Genomic DNA, 15850 nt, shown 5'->3' with positions numbered 1-15850 from the left:
TAACAGAATTGTAAAAATCAATCAAATTAAAACCTGAGCCTAAGGCATAAGTTAGAAATTTGTATTATTTTTGCATTGCTTTATTTAGACAATTTACAAATTATGTTGAAGTTACCTATTTACCTTGACAACAATGCCACCACACCAATGGACCCTCGCGTGTTAGAAGCAATGTTGCCATACTTTACCGATAAATTTGGTAATGCAGCCAGCCGTAACCACCCTTTTGGCTGGGTTGCAGAAGAGGCTGTTGATTATGCTCGGGAACAAGCAGCCAAAATTATCGGTGCCACCGAAAAAGAGATCATCTTTACCTCAGGAGCTACTGAGTCGAACAATCTTGCCCTTAAAGGTGTGTTTGAAATGTATAAAGATAAAGGTAATCACATTATTACTGTGGTAACCGAACATAAGTGTGTGTTAGATTCAGCGCATCACATTGAAAAATTAGGTGGTCAGGTTACCTATCTTCCTGTTAAACCAGATGGTTTAATTGATCTTCAATTATTGGAAGATTCCATTACCGACAAAACCATTCTTATTTCAATAATGTACGCCAACAACGAAATTGGTGTTATACAGCCTGTTAAAGAAATTTCAGCCATTGCTCGTAAACACGGTGTATTATTCCATACTGATGCAACTCAGGCAGTTGGTAAAATTCCGGTTGATGTAAATGCAGACGGTATTGACTTATTATCGTTTACCGGGCATAAACTTTACGGACCTAAAGGTTGTGGCGCTTTATATGTACGTCGTAAAAACCCACGCGTTAAAGTAACAGCACAAATTGACGGCGGTGGTCATGAGCGTGGTATGCGTTCAGGAACATTAAACGTTCCAGGTATTGTTGGTTTCGGCAAAGCCTGTGAAATTGCTATGCAAGAAATGGCAACAGAATCAGTTCGCTTAGCAACTTTACGTGATAAATTAGAAAAGGCTGTAACTGAACTTGAAGAAACCTATGTTAACGGTAACACTGAAAACCGTTTACCACATGTTTCTAATGTTTCATTTAAATATGTTGAAGGCGAAGGCTTAATGATGGCCATGAAAGATCTTGCTGTATCATCAGGATCAGCTTGTACTTCAGCCTCGTTAGAACCTTCATATGTATTAAAAAGCTTAGGATTAAATGATGACCTTGCTCACTCTTCAATCCGCTTCGGTTTAGGAAGATTTACTACTGAGGAAGAAGTTGATTATGCAATTGAAGTAACTAAAAAAGCCGTTAATCACCTTCGCGATTTAAGCCCACTTTGGGAAATGTTTAAAGAAGGCATTGACCTTAACAGCATTGAATGGGCTGAACACTAAGATTAGCACTGAGATTAAGGTTCTCCACAATAAACAAGAACTAAACTCAGCTAACAACTTAACACTTATTACTTTAGACTTAAAAAAACTTATTTAAAATGGCATACTCAGAAAAAGTTATCGATCATTACACTAACCCTCGTAACGTAGGTACTCTCGATAAAGCCAAAAAAAATGTGGGTACCGGTTTGGTGGGTGCTCCGGAATGCGGCGACGTAATGCGCTTGCAAATTGAGGTTGATGACAACAATGTAATTACCGATGCCAAGTTTAAAACTTTTGGTTGTGGTTCAGCTATTGCATCATCATCATTAGCAACTGAGTGGTTAAAAGGCAAATCTATTGATCAAGCTATGGAAATTGACAATATGGATATTGTTGAGGAGCTAGCTTTGCCTCCAGTAAAAATCCACTGCTCGGTATTAGCTGAAGATGCAATTAAATCGGCTATTAACGATTACCGTGTTAAAAATGGTCTGGAACCTATTCAGTTAGAAAAATCGCACCATTAATAGTAAACCTGAGGTGTGAAATTTGAGGACTTTACCTCTCATTTCTCATCTTACATCTTATTGCTAATCACATGATTACTATAACAGAAAAAGCTAAATCTAAAATCGAGTCACTGATGCAAGAAGCACATCTTGACGAAACCTACTTTTTACGAGTAGGCGTTCAAGGTGGTGGTTGCTCGGGATTATCGTACAATTTGGATTTTGACAATGAAGTTAAAACCGGCGATCAGATGTTTGAAGATAAGGGTTTGAAAATTGCCCTTGACATGAAGAGCTTCTTATATCTTGCAGGCACTGAGCTTGACTTTAGCGACGGTTTGAATGGAAAAGGCTTTAATTTCATCAATCCTAATGCAAGCCGCACATGTGGCTGCGGAGAGAGCTTCTCAGTTTAATTAATTGATTCACATCAAAATAAAAAGGTTTCCGTTTTCTTCGGAAACCTTTTCTTGTATAGTTGAAGTTTTTTTTTGCACATTTGAAGCCTTGTTTTCCAAAAATTCAGTAAACCCGTTGCAAAAATATGGCACAAATAACCGAAAGAACTACATTACCTCAACTGCTCAGAAATGTAGTTCAAAATGTTAAATCTCTTAACGATCCATTTCTATTAGAGAAAAATGGTGCTAATTATAAATCAATCAGTTTTGGTGAAACCTTGGCCAATGCAGATGCCATTTCAGCTTGGTTTTTAAGTAAAAAAATCCAAAAAGGTGATCGATTGGGTCTATTGATTGAAAACTGCCCTAAGTATGTTTTTTACGACCAAGGATTACAACAAATCGGAGCAGTTAATGTTTCTATCTACCCTACTCTTTCAGAAAGCGAAACAGAACATATTATAAACGATTCAGGATTGAAAACATTGCTTGTTGGCAATCAATTTTTACTTAGAAAAGTATTAAAAATTGCCAATAACTGTCCTTCACTTGAATTCATCATTCCGGCATTTGATGATTATCAAAAAATAACTCACCATTACTCAGGCAGTAAAAACATTTTGGCTTTTAGTGAACTATTAGAAGAAGGGAAAAAACTGCTTCCTAATTTCTCCGCTAAAATATTTCAGGCGCGAGAGGTTATCCAACCGGATGATATTTCATCTTTAATTTATACCTCGGGTACAACAGGAACCCCTAAAGGAGCCATGCTTACCCATGCAAACTTTATCAGCAATGTTAAGGAATGCCTAATACAGATTCCTGTCATTACTCCTGACGAAGTATTCTTATCGTTTCTTCCATTATCCCATGTATTTGAAAGGACTGCAACTTATCACGTTTGTTGTGCCAAAGGTTGTCAGATTGCTTATGCCCAAAGTTTAGAATTATTGGGTAAAAACATGGTGGAGGTTCAGCCAACAGTCATGAGTGTTGTTCCTCGTTTATTAGAAAGAATTTCGGAAAAAGCCATTAAAAGTGGAACTGCAGAAGGCGGCATAAAGGCAAAGATATTCTTATGGGCCTTAGAAATTGGCAAAATTGTACGTGAGAAACGAGAAGAAAATAAACCATTAGGTTTAGCACTTACCTTAAAATACAATCTGGCAGAAAAACTGGTATTCTCTAAAATAAAAGAGAAAACCGGCGGTAAGCTTAAGTTCATGATTTCAGGAGGAGCCGCTTTACCTAAAAATGTGGGTGAGTTCTTTGGAAATTTAGGCATTAAGATTCTGGAAGGTTACGGACTAACTGAAACCTCCCCTGTTATGGCCGTTACTGAATACCACCGTCAAATTATTGGCACTGTTGGCCGAGTTATTCCGGGCATTGTGGTAGGAATACAGAATACCGATACTAAAGAAATTCTTACCAAACAAACTTATGACAGTTTTGATCCTGAATTTGAATCAAGTGAAGGAGAGATTATTGTTAAAGGCCCTTGCGTTATGAAGGGTTACTGGAATCAACCTAATGAAACCGCTCAAGTTATTGATAGCGAAGGATGGTTTCATACGGGCGATGTAGGGAAATTCTACAAAGGAAATCTTAAGATTACAGATCGAATAAAGAATATTTTAATCAACTCATATGGTAAAAATATTTATCCAACTCAGGTAGAAAACACTTATTTGAAAAGCACACGTGTAGAACAAATATTTTTGATTGGAGACAAGAGAGATTACCTTACAGCCATTATTGTTCCTTCCCATGATGCCCTTCGTGAATCATTTGATTTAGATGAAGACTTTTTTAATGAACCTGATCAGTTCATAGAAGACGAGCGCATAATCAATTGGGTTAAAGATGATATCAGGAAGCTTTCTGGTGAATTGGCCAAATTTGAGAGAATTAAAAACTTCATCATTAAACGTCATCCATTTAGTATTGAATCGGGTGAGCTCACTCCTACCTTAAAAGCAAAACGCAGGATAATTGAAAAGAAATATGCTGATGAAATTGACGAATTATACGAATCAGCGGTAGAGGCTGATTAAATCAACGAGGCTGTCTGAAAGGCAGCCTCGTTGATTTTCTATTTTCGTTAACTAAAGTCAGTACAGTATTGTAACGGAACCTGCAATTGGCTGTATTCTTGGATTATTTGGTCGTATAACATAATAATAAGTTGCAGCCGGTAAGGACTGCCCTTTAGTTCTTCCATCCCACGGAATTCCATATCCCAATGAGTAGAAAACCTCATCCCCAAATCTATTATAAACCTGAACCGTAGCATTAGGATAGTTTAAAATACCGTCAATTTTCCAGGTATCATTAACATTGTCATTATTAGGCGAAAACACATTCGGAATTTTAAGATCTGAAAAAACACGAACTATTACTGTATCGCTGCAAGTGCAGCCATTCGAAGCAACTCCTGAAAGAATGTAACTCGTATTTTCAATCGGTGTGGCAATAGGATTTAAGCTCTGCGGATTACTCAAGCTAGCAGAAGGTGACCATATATAACTGGTTACGTCAATACTTACACTGCCCATTAACTGTGCACTTTGCCCCAAATCAATAGAAATATCCTCTCCGGCATTAGCAATTGGAGATTGTTTAACATTAATATTAAAAGACAATGTTTTACTACAAATACCACCTGCACTTGAATATTGAAGTTGAATTACATGCGAACCAGGTCCGGCTTGTATAGGAAAAAACAAGGAATCCTTTACCCCTGTCCCTGAAAAAGTATGATTGGGACCTGGCCTTGTAGAAAGTAATCTCATCAAATTAATAACCCCATCACGCTCACACGTTTCGGTATTGGTCTGAGCAGTAATGTCGGGTATTGATTCTATCGTAAGATCATAAACCATTTCGTCAATGGCTTGACATCCTTGAATGCCTTCCTGTGTGCTGGTAACCCTCACTGCATACTGACCAGGTTGACTATAACTCGTAATATTCCCACCTGAACCACCATTAAACAAATAAATAAACGGTTGCTGAGTTGATAAAGTTGTCGGATTATCATCAGCCACAATCACACCATTACCTAAGTTCCAAACTAGTCGTATTGGTTTATAGGGTAACGACACCTCGAAACTTAAAGGTTCATTAATACAAGCCCCAGTAACAGGAATATTGTTCTGGCGTACAATAATCTTTTTATCAAGATCCTCAAGATTTGATCCTGCAGAATAGCCGTATGACTCAATATCACCAAACCCATAAACAATGGCATTAAAACCAGAATCAGCAGTTAGAGTAAAACTGCCCGTAGAAATCTCTTCTTGTAAGAACGAAAAATTGGTACCTGTTATGGGAGCAAAGCTACTTCGTGGAGTTTGTCCGTTAATTTTAAAACTATCTTTAGCAATAGATTTAATAAGCACGTTTACGTAATTACGAGAAATCTGATAATTGCTTGTGGAGTTCATCGTAATTCGCTTCAGGTTTTGTTCAACAGGGTTTAGAATGATCATTTCAGGATCTCCCAAATTGCCATCACATACCTGGGTAATGCTATACTGAACCACAGAAATTGGTTTATTGCCAATAATATGTAAGGGCTTACTAATAATTGATGTTTCGTAAAAGTCTCCTGAATTAATAACCACATTGGTTCCGTCAATATTTACGGTGGTGCCACTTTCAGATGCATAAACTCTGAAAAAATCTCCTGCACGCGTTTTAAATGGCATAGTAACAAACTCTTTCCCCCAGGAGTTGAGAGGATACATCTGCTGAAAAAGATTATCACCAGTATCCGCCTGAATACAACCTAATGGCGACCATGTAGTCCCTCCAAACACAGCTATTCGTTTGCAATTATCTGTATCATTCCCATTTCCGTTATCAATAGATTCCACCAGAGATCCTGACAAATCTCCTTTTGACTGCACCTCATATATATCCCCTTGATTCATTACAATATCAAATGGAACACCGGATGCATTTCCATTTGAGGTTGCTGCACTTGGGGTAATTCTAACAGTTGTATTGTTTTCTGTTGCAATTACAAGAAACTGAGAAAAGGATCCTCCTTCATATTGATTGGGCAAATAACTCGAAACAATATACTTTCGCCCAAGGGTATTTGTTGGCAAAACCAATGTAGATCCGGAGATAACAAAAGCATAGATATGGGCATATACCACAACTGGTTGACTTGAAACCACATGGATACCCAGATTTAAAATGGATTGTTGATTACCAATATAAGCTGACGTAGGAATACTGACGGTAGTTACTGAATTAGCCGTAACTGAAAAACTCTGGGAAAAACCTATACCTGGTATAGAGATAGTGCCTGATGTTGAAACATCTGAAGTTATATAAAGCGACATCACTGCCCCCCTAGGGCCATTAACACCTTCTATATGACTCATAAACCCTACCCAAAAGTCTGTTCCCTTGTTTGAGTTCTGGGCGAATGTTATTACTGGGCAAATAACACAGGAAATAACTGCGCATAATAACAACACCAGCCTTTTTTGTGGAGAAGAGCTGCGCATGTAAATTTAGATTAGAGAGCATTAATTTTATTAAGTAGATAGCATTGATTCTGCAGTAATCAGGGCAGATCTTTCTTAATAAATGTGTCTTTAATTTAGTAAAAAAAAGTCACTATTTAAAGCTTTCTCTAAGTCTAAACAGATAGATATTGCAACAACATCGTTAATATTATAAAAGCAGCCTTGAGGAGGTTGCTTTTATAATATTATATTTTATTTCTTTTAAGACTACCAAACATTACGCGGACATTTCAGCTTTCCTGAGTTGTTAAGCTGCAGTCCTAATATTACTTCGTGGCTACCACTGTTAAAATCACCCAATTCATTTACCCCATAATCATATGAGTAAGCAACGTTAATCAATGAACTGATGTTTACGCCAATTAGCGCTGAAAAACTGTCGGCTTTACGATAAGACACGCCGGCCCAAACTGTTTCCTGGAACATCAGTTTAAAGTTAAAATCCATTGATGCTGGAGCAGGATCAATCCATTTAACCATGATGGATGGTGTAGCCAAAAAATCCTCTCCAAGAGGGAAACGATATCCTCCTGTAAAGAAATAGTGAGCACGATACTTATTCAATTTTGCAGCAGAAGCCGTAGAGTTACTTAATGTTGCTGGAACCAATTGAAGACCAGAAGCACCTACGTAATATCTGTCCGAATACAACCAGATACCAGCAGAAATATCAGGTAAGAATTGAGTACCACTAACAATAGATGCATCAAATCCTGGGTCTGCAGGAGTTAATCTGTTTGCATCAGTAGTGTATTGCGTAAAACCGGCTGCTACACCGAATGATACTTTTAATTTCCTGGTAATTGGAAGGTGATAAGCATATGAGCCATCAAATGACAATCGGCTCGTTGGCCCTGTTTTATCGGAAACAACATAGCCCCCTAATCCATGATGACGCTCATCCACATCTCCAATAGGCATTTGATAAGATAGATACCCTGTTTTAGGAGCTGCCTCTAACCCTACCCATTGAGAACGATAGCTAAGCTTTAGATCATAATAATCCTCAATACCAGCAATGGCAGGATTTAGGATATAGTTATTTTGCATGTATAATGTGTACTGCGGGCGCTGTTGGGCATGCACGCAAACCACAAAAATGGCTATAACTATAGTGAGTAAAATTTTTTTCATTAAAATTACGGTTATGGTCTTGTTGGTAAATCTATTTCTTTTGTACGTAAATATTGTAACATAAGTTTCATAAACTGACTCAAATTATAACCTCAAAAGTTGAGCCAGTAATACTTAAATCTCACGTTTAATAACCCTTTAATTATCGAGCTTTCTAATTGAATTTAAGATAATAAAAAAATTGATTTGGTATCTACTTGAAACCCATTAATTAAAACAAACCAAATTTTCTATTTAATTAAAATTATTTACAAAATTGAAACCTTTAGTCACAAATTAAGGTATTACATCTTAACCAAACTGCACCATTACTTGCATTAAATTAAACCAAATTGTTACAAAATGTATTGAATGTAAATTTTATGAAAAGATTTTTACTAATACTATTATTTGCATTTCCACTTGCAACATCTGCACAAAGCTTAGTTTTCCCTATGAGTGACAGCACAAATAAAGTAGCTTATAAAGGAGATATAAAAGTGGATTCAAGCACCACTAAAGTGGAATTGCATTACCGATTAAAAGAATGGATTCAGGTAAATTTCCTAGCTGAAAACAAAGTACTGCATAGAGACGATTTAAAAGAGGGCATTATTGTTGCAAAAGCATTTGCTGGCTACAAAACCAAACTAAATGCCTCTGAATTTTACAATAAGTTAACTTGGACTATGATTTTAAAATTCGGAAACGGCCGATGCAATTTCGAAATGACTGATTTTTACTCATCTGAAAATGCAGCAGGTAACAATGCCTATACAGCTAGTTGGGTTACACCAATTGAAGACCTGGTTTTAAAAGATATTGCATTTAAAGAAAATGGCGAATATAAACCTATGTATAAAATGCATGCCGTTGCTTTAGAGAAGTCAGTGAGAGAGGTTATTGAAAGTTTAAAAAAATATATAAGCCCGGCTGAGATCTCCAGCATTGAAATTAGAGCAGCTCAGTTAAATTCGGAATTAAATAAAACTGTTGCTAAAGAAAGCTCATTGCCTTCCAGTCAGCCCGCACAAAAAACCGTAACAGCAACGATTAATGCTAACACCGCAATCAATCAACCTAAAGCAGCAGCTGAAACATTATCTGCAGATAACTCCTTGACTGTTCAGCCAGTTACTACTGTCAAGCAGGAACCAAAACCTGCAGCTACCGAGAAACCTGAAGTTGCAACGAAAACAATGGATGACCTGAAGAAAATGCAGGACAATGTTAAAAAACTAGAATTAGAACTTAAGCTTCAGAAGGACATTGATGAATTAAATGCTGAAATAAAAGAGTTAGAAGCTAAAAAGGCGCAGCTAAAATCCGAAAGCGTACCAGCTAATGATTCACCAAAGACAATGGAAGACCTGAAAAAAATGCAGGAGAACATTAAAAAACTGGAAGCAGAACTTAAGATTCAAAAAGAAATAGATAAACTAAAAGAAGAAGTAAAAACACTAGAAAATAAAAAGGCCGAGTTAAACTTAACTGCCAAAAATTAAAAGCAATTACACATAAGACATTCAAAAAGGCCTTGAGATACACCTCAGGGCTTTTTTGATTTAAATCAAAAGACATCGAACTCCCAACCCAACTATTTATTTCAAAAGTTTTTTGGGCCTAATTTTGAAATAAATAGACATTACAGTCTATTCATTTTTAATACTTTTGCGCAAAACAAATATTTTAATATGAGAAAACTTTTACAAGTAACATGCATTTTCTTGAGTCTGGTAGCCTGTAAAAAAGAGGCCGATGATGCCGAAGAAACCTCGAACATATCGGCTAATTCGAGCATCAACCTCACTACTTCATACCATGTGTATGCACAACCATCAAACTTCTTCTATACTAACCTATCAACCATATTTCAATCGGTTCATGGTGGTTATTTTACACAAGAGTTTTCAGCTCGTGCATTTTATGATTTTGATAAGGATGGAGACCTGGATTTAATTGCGGCCTCCTTTATGACTGATCAAAATGTTCCAATTGATGCACATTATTATAAAAACAATGGTGGAGTTTATCAAAAGGATCAATCTGTTTTTAATGGAAGTGTTCCTGGATTTGTGCATGCCCGTCAGGCTATTTTAGCCGATTTTGATAAAAACGGATGGATGGATGTTGCTATCATTGCTCATGGCTATGACAAAGAACCCTTCCCGGGAGAAAAGCAAAAAGTACTAATGAACTTTAACGGGAAATTTACCACCAAAGAGGTCCCTCTCCCATCAACTCCGCGCCTACCATATACACATTCAGGTTGTGCCGGTGATATTGATAACGACGGTGATATAGATTTATTCTATACCGCTAACATGGTAAATGTAAAGGGTATTTTCATGAAGAATGACGGTTCTGGAAACTTCACTTATGACGCCAAAGTATTCTCTTCTGATATTACTTTGACTTACTTTTCTTCAGGAATTTATGATTTAAACCAAGATGGCTATCTTGATTTGGTGCTTGGGGGGCATGACAATGATAAGCAAATAGCTCAAAATCCTCAAACATCAGCTAAACCAACCATATTATGGGGAAGTTCTACAGGTAAATACACTTTAACCAATAGCACATTGTTACCGGTTGTAAAAGATTATGGAGCAACCTATAATGTTAATTTTCTTGATTTTAACAACGACAGTAAAGTTGATATTTTACTCACTAAAACAGGTGACGGAACGAGTCTTTCTTTTTATCAAGGATATTATGTGCAATTATTAAAGAATAATGGAGGGAATAGCTTTACAGATGTGACCATCACAAATATGGGAAGTTACCGCAATGATAACGTATCAAATTGGATTCTTTGGTTACGTCCTCATGATATCGATGGCGATGGTGATGTAGACATTACCTCAGAAGATAAATTTGAACCTCATGAATGGATCAATATTAATGGAATATTTACCAAAAGGTAAAATTGATAAATATTCAAGCTGAGAAAGGTCTGGAACCTTGGTTTGAACAGTGAAAAATTTTACCAAAAATCCCGTCTCTGAAAAGGCGGGATTTTTAATGAATAAAGTATCCTTTATCTGCTTTATTTATGGTACTAGTAACGAGACTAACCTCTTACTTCCACATAGCCCAATTACTGGATGATGCCCAGTTATTACTACCCACAGCACCTCTGTAAGGCACCACTATAAAGAAGCTGGCAAAATTAGGACCATCAAAATTAGCTCCTGTTAAAGCCGCTGAGTTGGCCAATGGTGTAAGATTAGGGCCACTTGCACTGTACATATTGGCTAATTTCAAATCAGCTGATGCTTGGATTAACGTATTTTGATTCGTGCTATTTAAGGCAAAATCTCTCGTCATAGGATCAGAAACAATACCATTAAATCCCGCAGGATCTGATCCTGTGTCGTAGCTAAAAGTCCTGTCTACATTGTCACTATGTACTAGGTTATACTTGAATTCAGAGCCTGTATTTTGCAATAAAACAGGTCGTGTTCTTGGGCAAGTCATTAAACCACCCTGCGGATACTCAGCTATTATAGAATTTTGAAGAACAAATCTGGTTCCTTTACGTATATAAACCCCCTGGTTAAGATTTGTTTTAGTGATTTCCGTCCCCTGCGGCCCAATAATGGTCATATTAGAAATAACCGGGCGTGTCAGCGGGGCATTTAGTGTAGGTACTGCATCATTATAACTCTCCAAGGCATTTGATCTCAAGGCATGATTGGAAGTGAGTTCTGTTTGGTAAGAAATCAGAAATTGCATCTTGCCTGTATATCCATAATCAAAATCAAAATCATCATCGCCGTTATTATAGGCAATCAGGTGAGAAACATTTACCGTACCACCAACAAATTGAAATCCATCATCCTTTGAGTGAGCTACCATTACATTATCGATCGTGGTTCCAGAGCCAACGCTGTGCAAACTAAAGCCACTTACTTTATCTATAGTCCATTCTTCTTCAGCATCTGGATTTATGCCGCCGCAATATTCAAGTCTTAAATATTTTATGGAACCGGAGTTATCATCCGTAATATTGCCTCCGTACCTTGTATCATCTGAAACCACCAATCCTTCAACATTCCCAGTACCAATATTCAAAGGTGCTTTCCCCAATATAATTACAGCACCCCAATCGCCAGGAGCTTTATTCACTTCTGCAGATGTAAATACTACCGGCTTATCTTCTGTGCCATTTACTACTAATTTAGAACCTTGTGTGATCACCAATACACCTTTACTAGCTGCATCATCTTTTTTAACAAAGGATGCAGTGACACCGGCAGGAATAGTTAAAACAGCATTGTTCTTCACATACAACTGACCATCTATCAGGTATTGGGTTCCTTCCTCCAAAGTTCTGTCAGCAGTAATTGAATTGGGAAGAGTTTCTGTTTTAATTACAGTTGGAATCGTATCTGAATTTTTATTACAGGACTCTAAACCTATGGCAATAGTTAGCCAGGTCAAACCGATCAGTGTTGAAGTTTTCATAAAAGTGATTTTAATTTGGAAAAGGAATACTGTAAAATAAATATAACATTAAACATCCTGAAATTCAATGACTTTTAACAAAAATTAAATCACTAAAATCACATTAAAAAGACATTAAAAGTTCGAAGGTGTATTGCAATATTTACAACTTAACGATCAACCCAAGCCCAACGGTTTTATCGTAATAACTTGGTACAATTAATATTTTTGTTGGTTGCCATTTCCGTAGCTAAAATGCAGATACCTGCGCCGACTACAACATCACTGAACCAATGTTTATTATTGTACATGCGTAATGCCCCCCTGTTGCTGTTGCAACCCCATAACCCGCAATGCCATATACCATATAGATTGATCCTTATATTCTTGTCGCAAAAACTCGACGGCGGCAAAAGCCGTAGCAGTTTGTCCGGCATTTTAATAAATCTGGAGAAATTTGGAAGTAGAATTCAGGAATTGTTATGTTTGGGAATTAACCAGTTATGTATGTGTTATAGATATTCTCAAACTAAAGGAAAAGACGAATTAAAAAATAGGTACAAGGCAAAATTCAACGATGAAGGTGAAATGTTTCAACCCGCTCATCATGTCAATGGGTTTGCTCACCCTTTAATGCCTGTAATAACGCAGGAAGTACCGGATGAAATTCAATTGTACCAATGGGGACCTTTCAATGCCTTTGCTGCTGAGAATGAGGCAAAGTACAATACTTTAAATGCTAAATGTGAAGAAATATTCGACAAAAAGTCCTATAAGTACAACATACTAAATAAGCGCTGCATTATCCCTGCCACAGGATTCTTCGAATGGATGCATGTTCAGAAAGAGAAATACCCCTTTTACATCTTCCCTCAGAAGAGTGAGGTGTTTTCAATGGCAGGAATTTATAATAGTTGGAAGAACAGTGAAGGCAAAGTGATCAATAGCTATTCCATCTTAACGATTGCAGCTAACCCAATGATGGAACGCATTCATAATTCCAAGAAGCGGATGCCTTTGATTGTTCCTAAAGAATTGGAACGAGAGTGGTTAAATGAACATCTAACTCCTGATGAGATTAAACACTACTTTTTACCATATGATCAGGAGGAAATGAATGCTCATTCCATTGATAAGAAGATTTTGTTTACTTCAGATAGTAACTCCCATTATGCGACTACTAAAGTAGAATATCCCGAACTGGCACTTTTAATGTAAGTTAAAGATTGCCCATAAAAAAGATATCCATATCCTTAAACAGTTGCTAGGTCATTCCGATCGTAACCTTAAAATATCTTCGTGGACGTGAATATGCATCAATTGAAATATGCTTTGCCTAAATTGTAGCTAAAGAATTAGGGACAAAGAAATTTCATTTTCACCTTTTATAAGATATGAATCTGTTCTTTGTCCCTAATTTACAATAGGTTGTTTTATAAGGAAAATTAAGTCATCTCTTGGAAATTTAATTTATCAGCGAGATTCTATTACATTCAAAACTATAATTATCAACATTTGCACTAAACTCCCCATTGGCATTAACACTAATATGGATTAGGCTTTTTAACATAAAATTCTCCTCTTTTCCCTGACTTATTAAATGATCATGGACCACCATAGTTGTATTCCACTGTCCATTTATGAAGGTACCATTGTTCTCTTCGTTTCCGATTTGTATTACCCGATATATGGTACCCGAGGTTAATCCTACGGCACTTAATCCCTGTGTATTTGCATTTCGTGTAACTTTAATATTATTATTATTTACAGTAACATGAAACAGTACTTTTAACCGTCCAGTTACGTGAATTTCTTCGCCGTTACACTGATTGAAATCTATATAATCTAAATCATATGTTTGATTTTCATAATGATAAACAGAAGCCGCTTCCGTACTCTTTGATACCGGCTTAACAACACTTTGTATTTCCTCAGATGACTTCTCACAGCTCATTATAGGAAATGCAAGAAATGCTAATAATAAAAGCGATAGGAATTTATTTTTCATTGTTCTTTAGAAATTAGGTAAATAGATTTCAAGGATATTAAAATCGCACTATCCTCACTAATGGTTTTATTCCATTGAATCGCAGGGGCGCGAATAAAAAGAGTAGAAAAAAAACGGATTAAATAATGTTTCATGACGAGTAAATGTTAATTATTAAACTAACCTTTTTAGGATCGTAGATTTTCGAACAAAAACTGTAAAGGATTGCTCTTATGGTGTTCTATTAAATTATGCTTAAAGCAAAAAGCGGATTAAGTCGAGATGTATTCTGATTTTTAATTTAAATATTTAATCCAACTTCTCCAAAGAAAAAAATATACAACTATTTTATATTCAATTTTTTATCATGATTTTCTGTGATTAAAAAAACGGTTTAGGTCATTCAGACATGCTCGTAACCTTAAAATATCTTCATGCTGTATTTGTAGGAAACATTGATTTCCATTTAATCATCAATAAGTATTGGAGCATAGAGTTAACTGAGGTAAATAAAGAGCAGATCAAACTTAAACACTGTTCTTACTTCATTGATACACCAAGTAGAAAAGAATTGTACGTAACGGAAAACGATGCGATGTTGTGCGATGTGCTTTTTATATTGTGTTGGTTAGAATTCCGTTCCTTTTTTCCATTGGTAACTTTCTATTGGAGTCCATTCGTTTTGTTTTATAGGTTTTTGTTCAAACCAAACTGTTATCAATGTGCTGTCGCTTGTTTCCCAAGTTGCTTCTTTTATTGGTATAGGTTGTTTAAGTTGCTGTTCAGAATAATAATATGGAAGGAACGCTCGTAATCCTGCATGATGTGATTCATTGAGTAGAAAGGTTTCTTCCTCTAAAGCGGTGTACTTTTCTTTGATTTCATCAAATGTAACTTCTTTGATTTCTTCAGGATTTACAAATATTCTTTCATTTAGAACGATAACAAAGCTGTACACAACCTCATCTATTTCAGAAATATATTTTCCTTCAATGTCGAAGTATATTTGTTTTCTTGTAGCGTAATCTTTTATACCTATTTTGCCGAAAGGCAATAATTCTTTTGATTCACAATTTACGTCGCAAGGAATTAGATTGTAAGTTAATCCTGTGAGTTGGTCTGTGAAAATGTTTTTTCCGTTTGACAGAATTTCAACAGTTCCTATTAATCTCTGCTGTTTTTGGTTTTTCAACGCTTCGCATTCTGCACAACGTTTTTTAGTTTGCCATTCTTCACGGGTAAACCAAGCGCAAGAAACCCAAGCAATTGTTAAGAAAAGAAAAATGGAAAGATTGGTTATCGCCAATTTCATTTCTACTATACTATAGTTTTTTGGCAATTTCATTTTGTGCGTTTGTGCTTTTAGAGTTCGCTAAATCATTTTCATTGGTGATGTCAGAAATCAACTGCTTTTTGTCAATGCCAACTTCCATAAATTTTAGTTGTCAATTTAAGCGATGTTGGTTTAGCATATCGCACAACGTGCGGGTATTTATGAAGGGCGGAAAATCGAAGCACAAAAAGTTCAGTTTTGCACTACCG

At 36.3% G+C, this 15850-nt stretch carries 12 protein-coding genes; 7 read left to right on the top strand and 5 right to left on the bottom strand.

Annotation, left to right across the window (positions count from 1 at the left end):
* Positions 1–102 precede the first annotated feature (102 nt).
* The 4 genes from L2B55_RS07575 (at position 103) to L2B55_RS07560 (ending at position 4269) form a co-directional block, all read left to right on the top strand.
* Positions 103–1317, top strand: coding sequence for an IscS subfamily cysteine desulfurase (locus L2B55_RS07575; RefSeq protein WP_476749661.1), 1215 nt, complete (start codon positions 103–105; stop codon positions 1315–1317).
* A 98-nt stretch (positions 1318–1415) separates the two neighbouring features.
* Complete coding sequence (gene iscU, locus L2B55_RS07570; protein ID WP_237849947.1) at positions 1416–1829, top strand: Fe-S cluster assembly scaffold IscU; 414 nt, start codon at positions 1416–1418, stop codon at positions 1827–1829.
* Positions 1830–1900: 71 nt separating this feature from the next.
* Positions 1901–2227, top strand: a complete 327-nt coding sequence (locus L2B55_RS07565) for a HesB/IscA family protein (RefSeq protein ID WP_237849946.1) — start codon at positions 1901–1903, stop codon at positions 2225–2227.
* Positions 2228–2355: 128 nt separating this feature from the next.
* Positions 2356–4269 carry an AMP-dependent synthetase/ligase gene (locus L2B55_RS07560; RefSeq protein ID WP_237849945.1) on the top strand — a complete coding sequence of 638 codons (1914 nt, stop codon included), beginning with the start codon at positions 2356–2358 and terminating at the stop codon, positions 4267–4269.
* 57 nt (positions 4270–4326) lie between these two features.
* Here L2B55_RS07560 and L2B55_RS07555 read toward each other — a convergent pair whose 3' ends face one another.
* Positions 4327–6612: a gliding motility-associated C-terminal domain-containing protein gene (locus tag L2B55_RS07555; protein ID WP_237849944.1), complete on the bottom strand. Its 2286-nt coding sequence runs from the start codon at positions 6610–6612 to the stop codon at positions 4327–4329.
* Positions 6613–6966: 354 nt separating this feature from the next.
* Entirely contained in the window at positions 6967–7893 is a 927-nt protein-coding gene (locus L2B55_RS07550; protein ID WP_237849943.1) for a PorP/SprF family type IX secretion system membrane protein, read from the bottom strand.
* A gap of 362 nt (positions 7894–8255) precedes the next feature.
* On the opposite strand from L2B55_RS07550, the gene L2B55_RS07545 reads away from it, so the two are divergent.
* Together L2B55_RS07545 and L2B55_RS07540 are read left to right on the top strand one after the other, a co-directional pair.
* The gene (locus L2B55_RS07545; protein WP_237849942.1) at positions 8256–9377 is read left to right on the top strand and encodes a DUF4468 domain-containing protein; all 1122 of its coding nucleotides are present in this window, start codon (positions 8256–8258) and stop codon (positions 9375–9377) included.
* 189 nt (positions 9378–9566) lie between these two features.
* Positions 9567–10799 carry an FG-GAP repeat domain-containing protein gene (locus L2B55_RS07540; protein ID WP_237849941.1) on the top strand — a complete coding sequence of 411 codons (1233 nt, stop codon included), beginning with the start codon at positions 9567–9569 and terminating at the stop codon, positions 10797–10799.
* Positions 10800–10953: 154 nt separating this feature from the next.
* Here the strand turns inward: L2B55_RS07540 and L2B55_RS07535 are convergent, their stop codons facing one another.
* Positions 10954–12342 (bottom strand): hypothetical protein, encoded by a 1389-nt coding sequence (locus tag L2B55_RS07535; protein ID WP_237849940.1) that lies wholly within the window; start codon positions 12340–12342, stop codon positions 10954–10956.
* A gap of 486 nt (positions 12343–12828) precedes the next feature.
* Here L2B55_RS07535 and L2B55_RS07525 point away from each other — a divergent pair, with 486 nt between their 5' ends.
* Complete coding sequence (locus L2B55_RS07525) at positions 12829–13539, top strand: SOS response-associated peptidase (protein WP_237849939.1); 711 nt, start codon at positions 12829–12831, stop codon at positions 13537–13539.
* Positions 13540–13786: 247 nt separating this feature from the next.
* Here the strand turns inward: L2B55_RS07525 and L2B55_RS07520 are convergent, their stop codons facing one another.
* On the bottom strand, positions 13787–14275 hold the full coding sequence (locus L2B55_RS07520; protein WP_237849938.1) for a hypothetical protein: 489 nt from the start codon (positions 14273–14275) through the stop codon (positions 13787–13789).
* 661 nt (positions 14276–14936) lie between these two features.
* Positions 14937–15653, bottom strand: a complete 717-nt coding sequence (locus L2B55_RS07515; RefSeq protein ID WP_237849937.1) for a hypothetical protein — start codon at positions 15651–15653, stop codon at positions 14937–14939.
* Positions 15654–15850 lie beyond the last annotated feature (197 nt).

Source organism: Solitalea lacus (assembly GCF_022014595.1).
Taxonomy (GTDB): domain Bacteria; phylum Bacteroidota; class Bacteroidia; order Sphingobacteriales; family Sphingobacteriaceae; genus Solitalea; species Solitalea lacus.
This window is presented reverse-complemented; position numbering and strand designations above follow the sequence as displayed.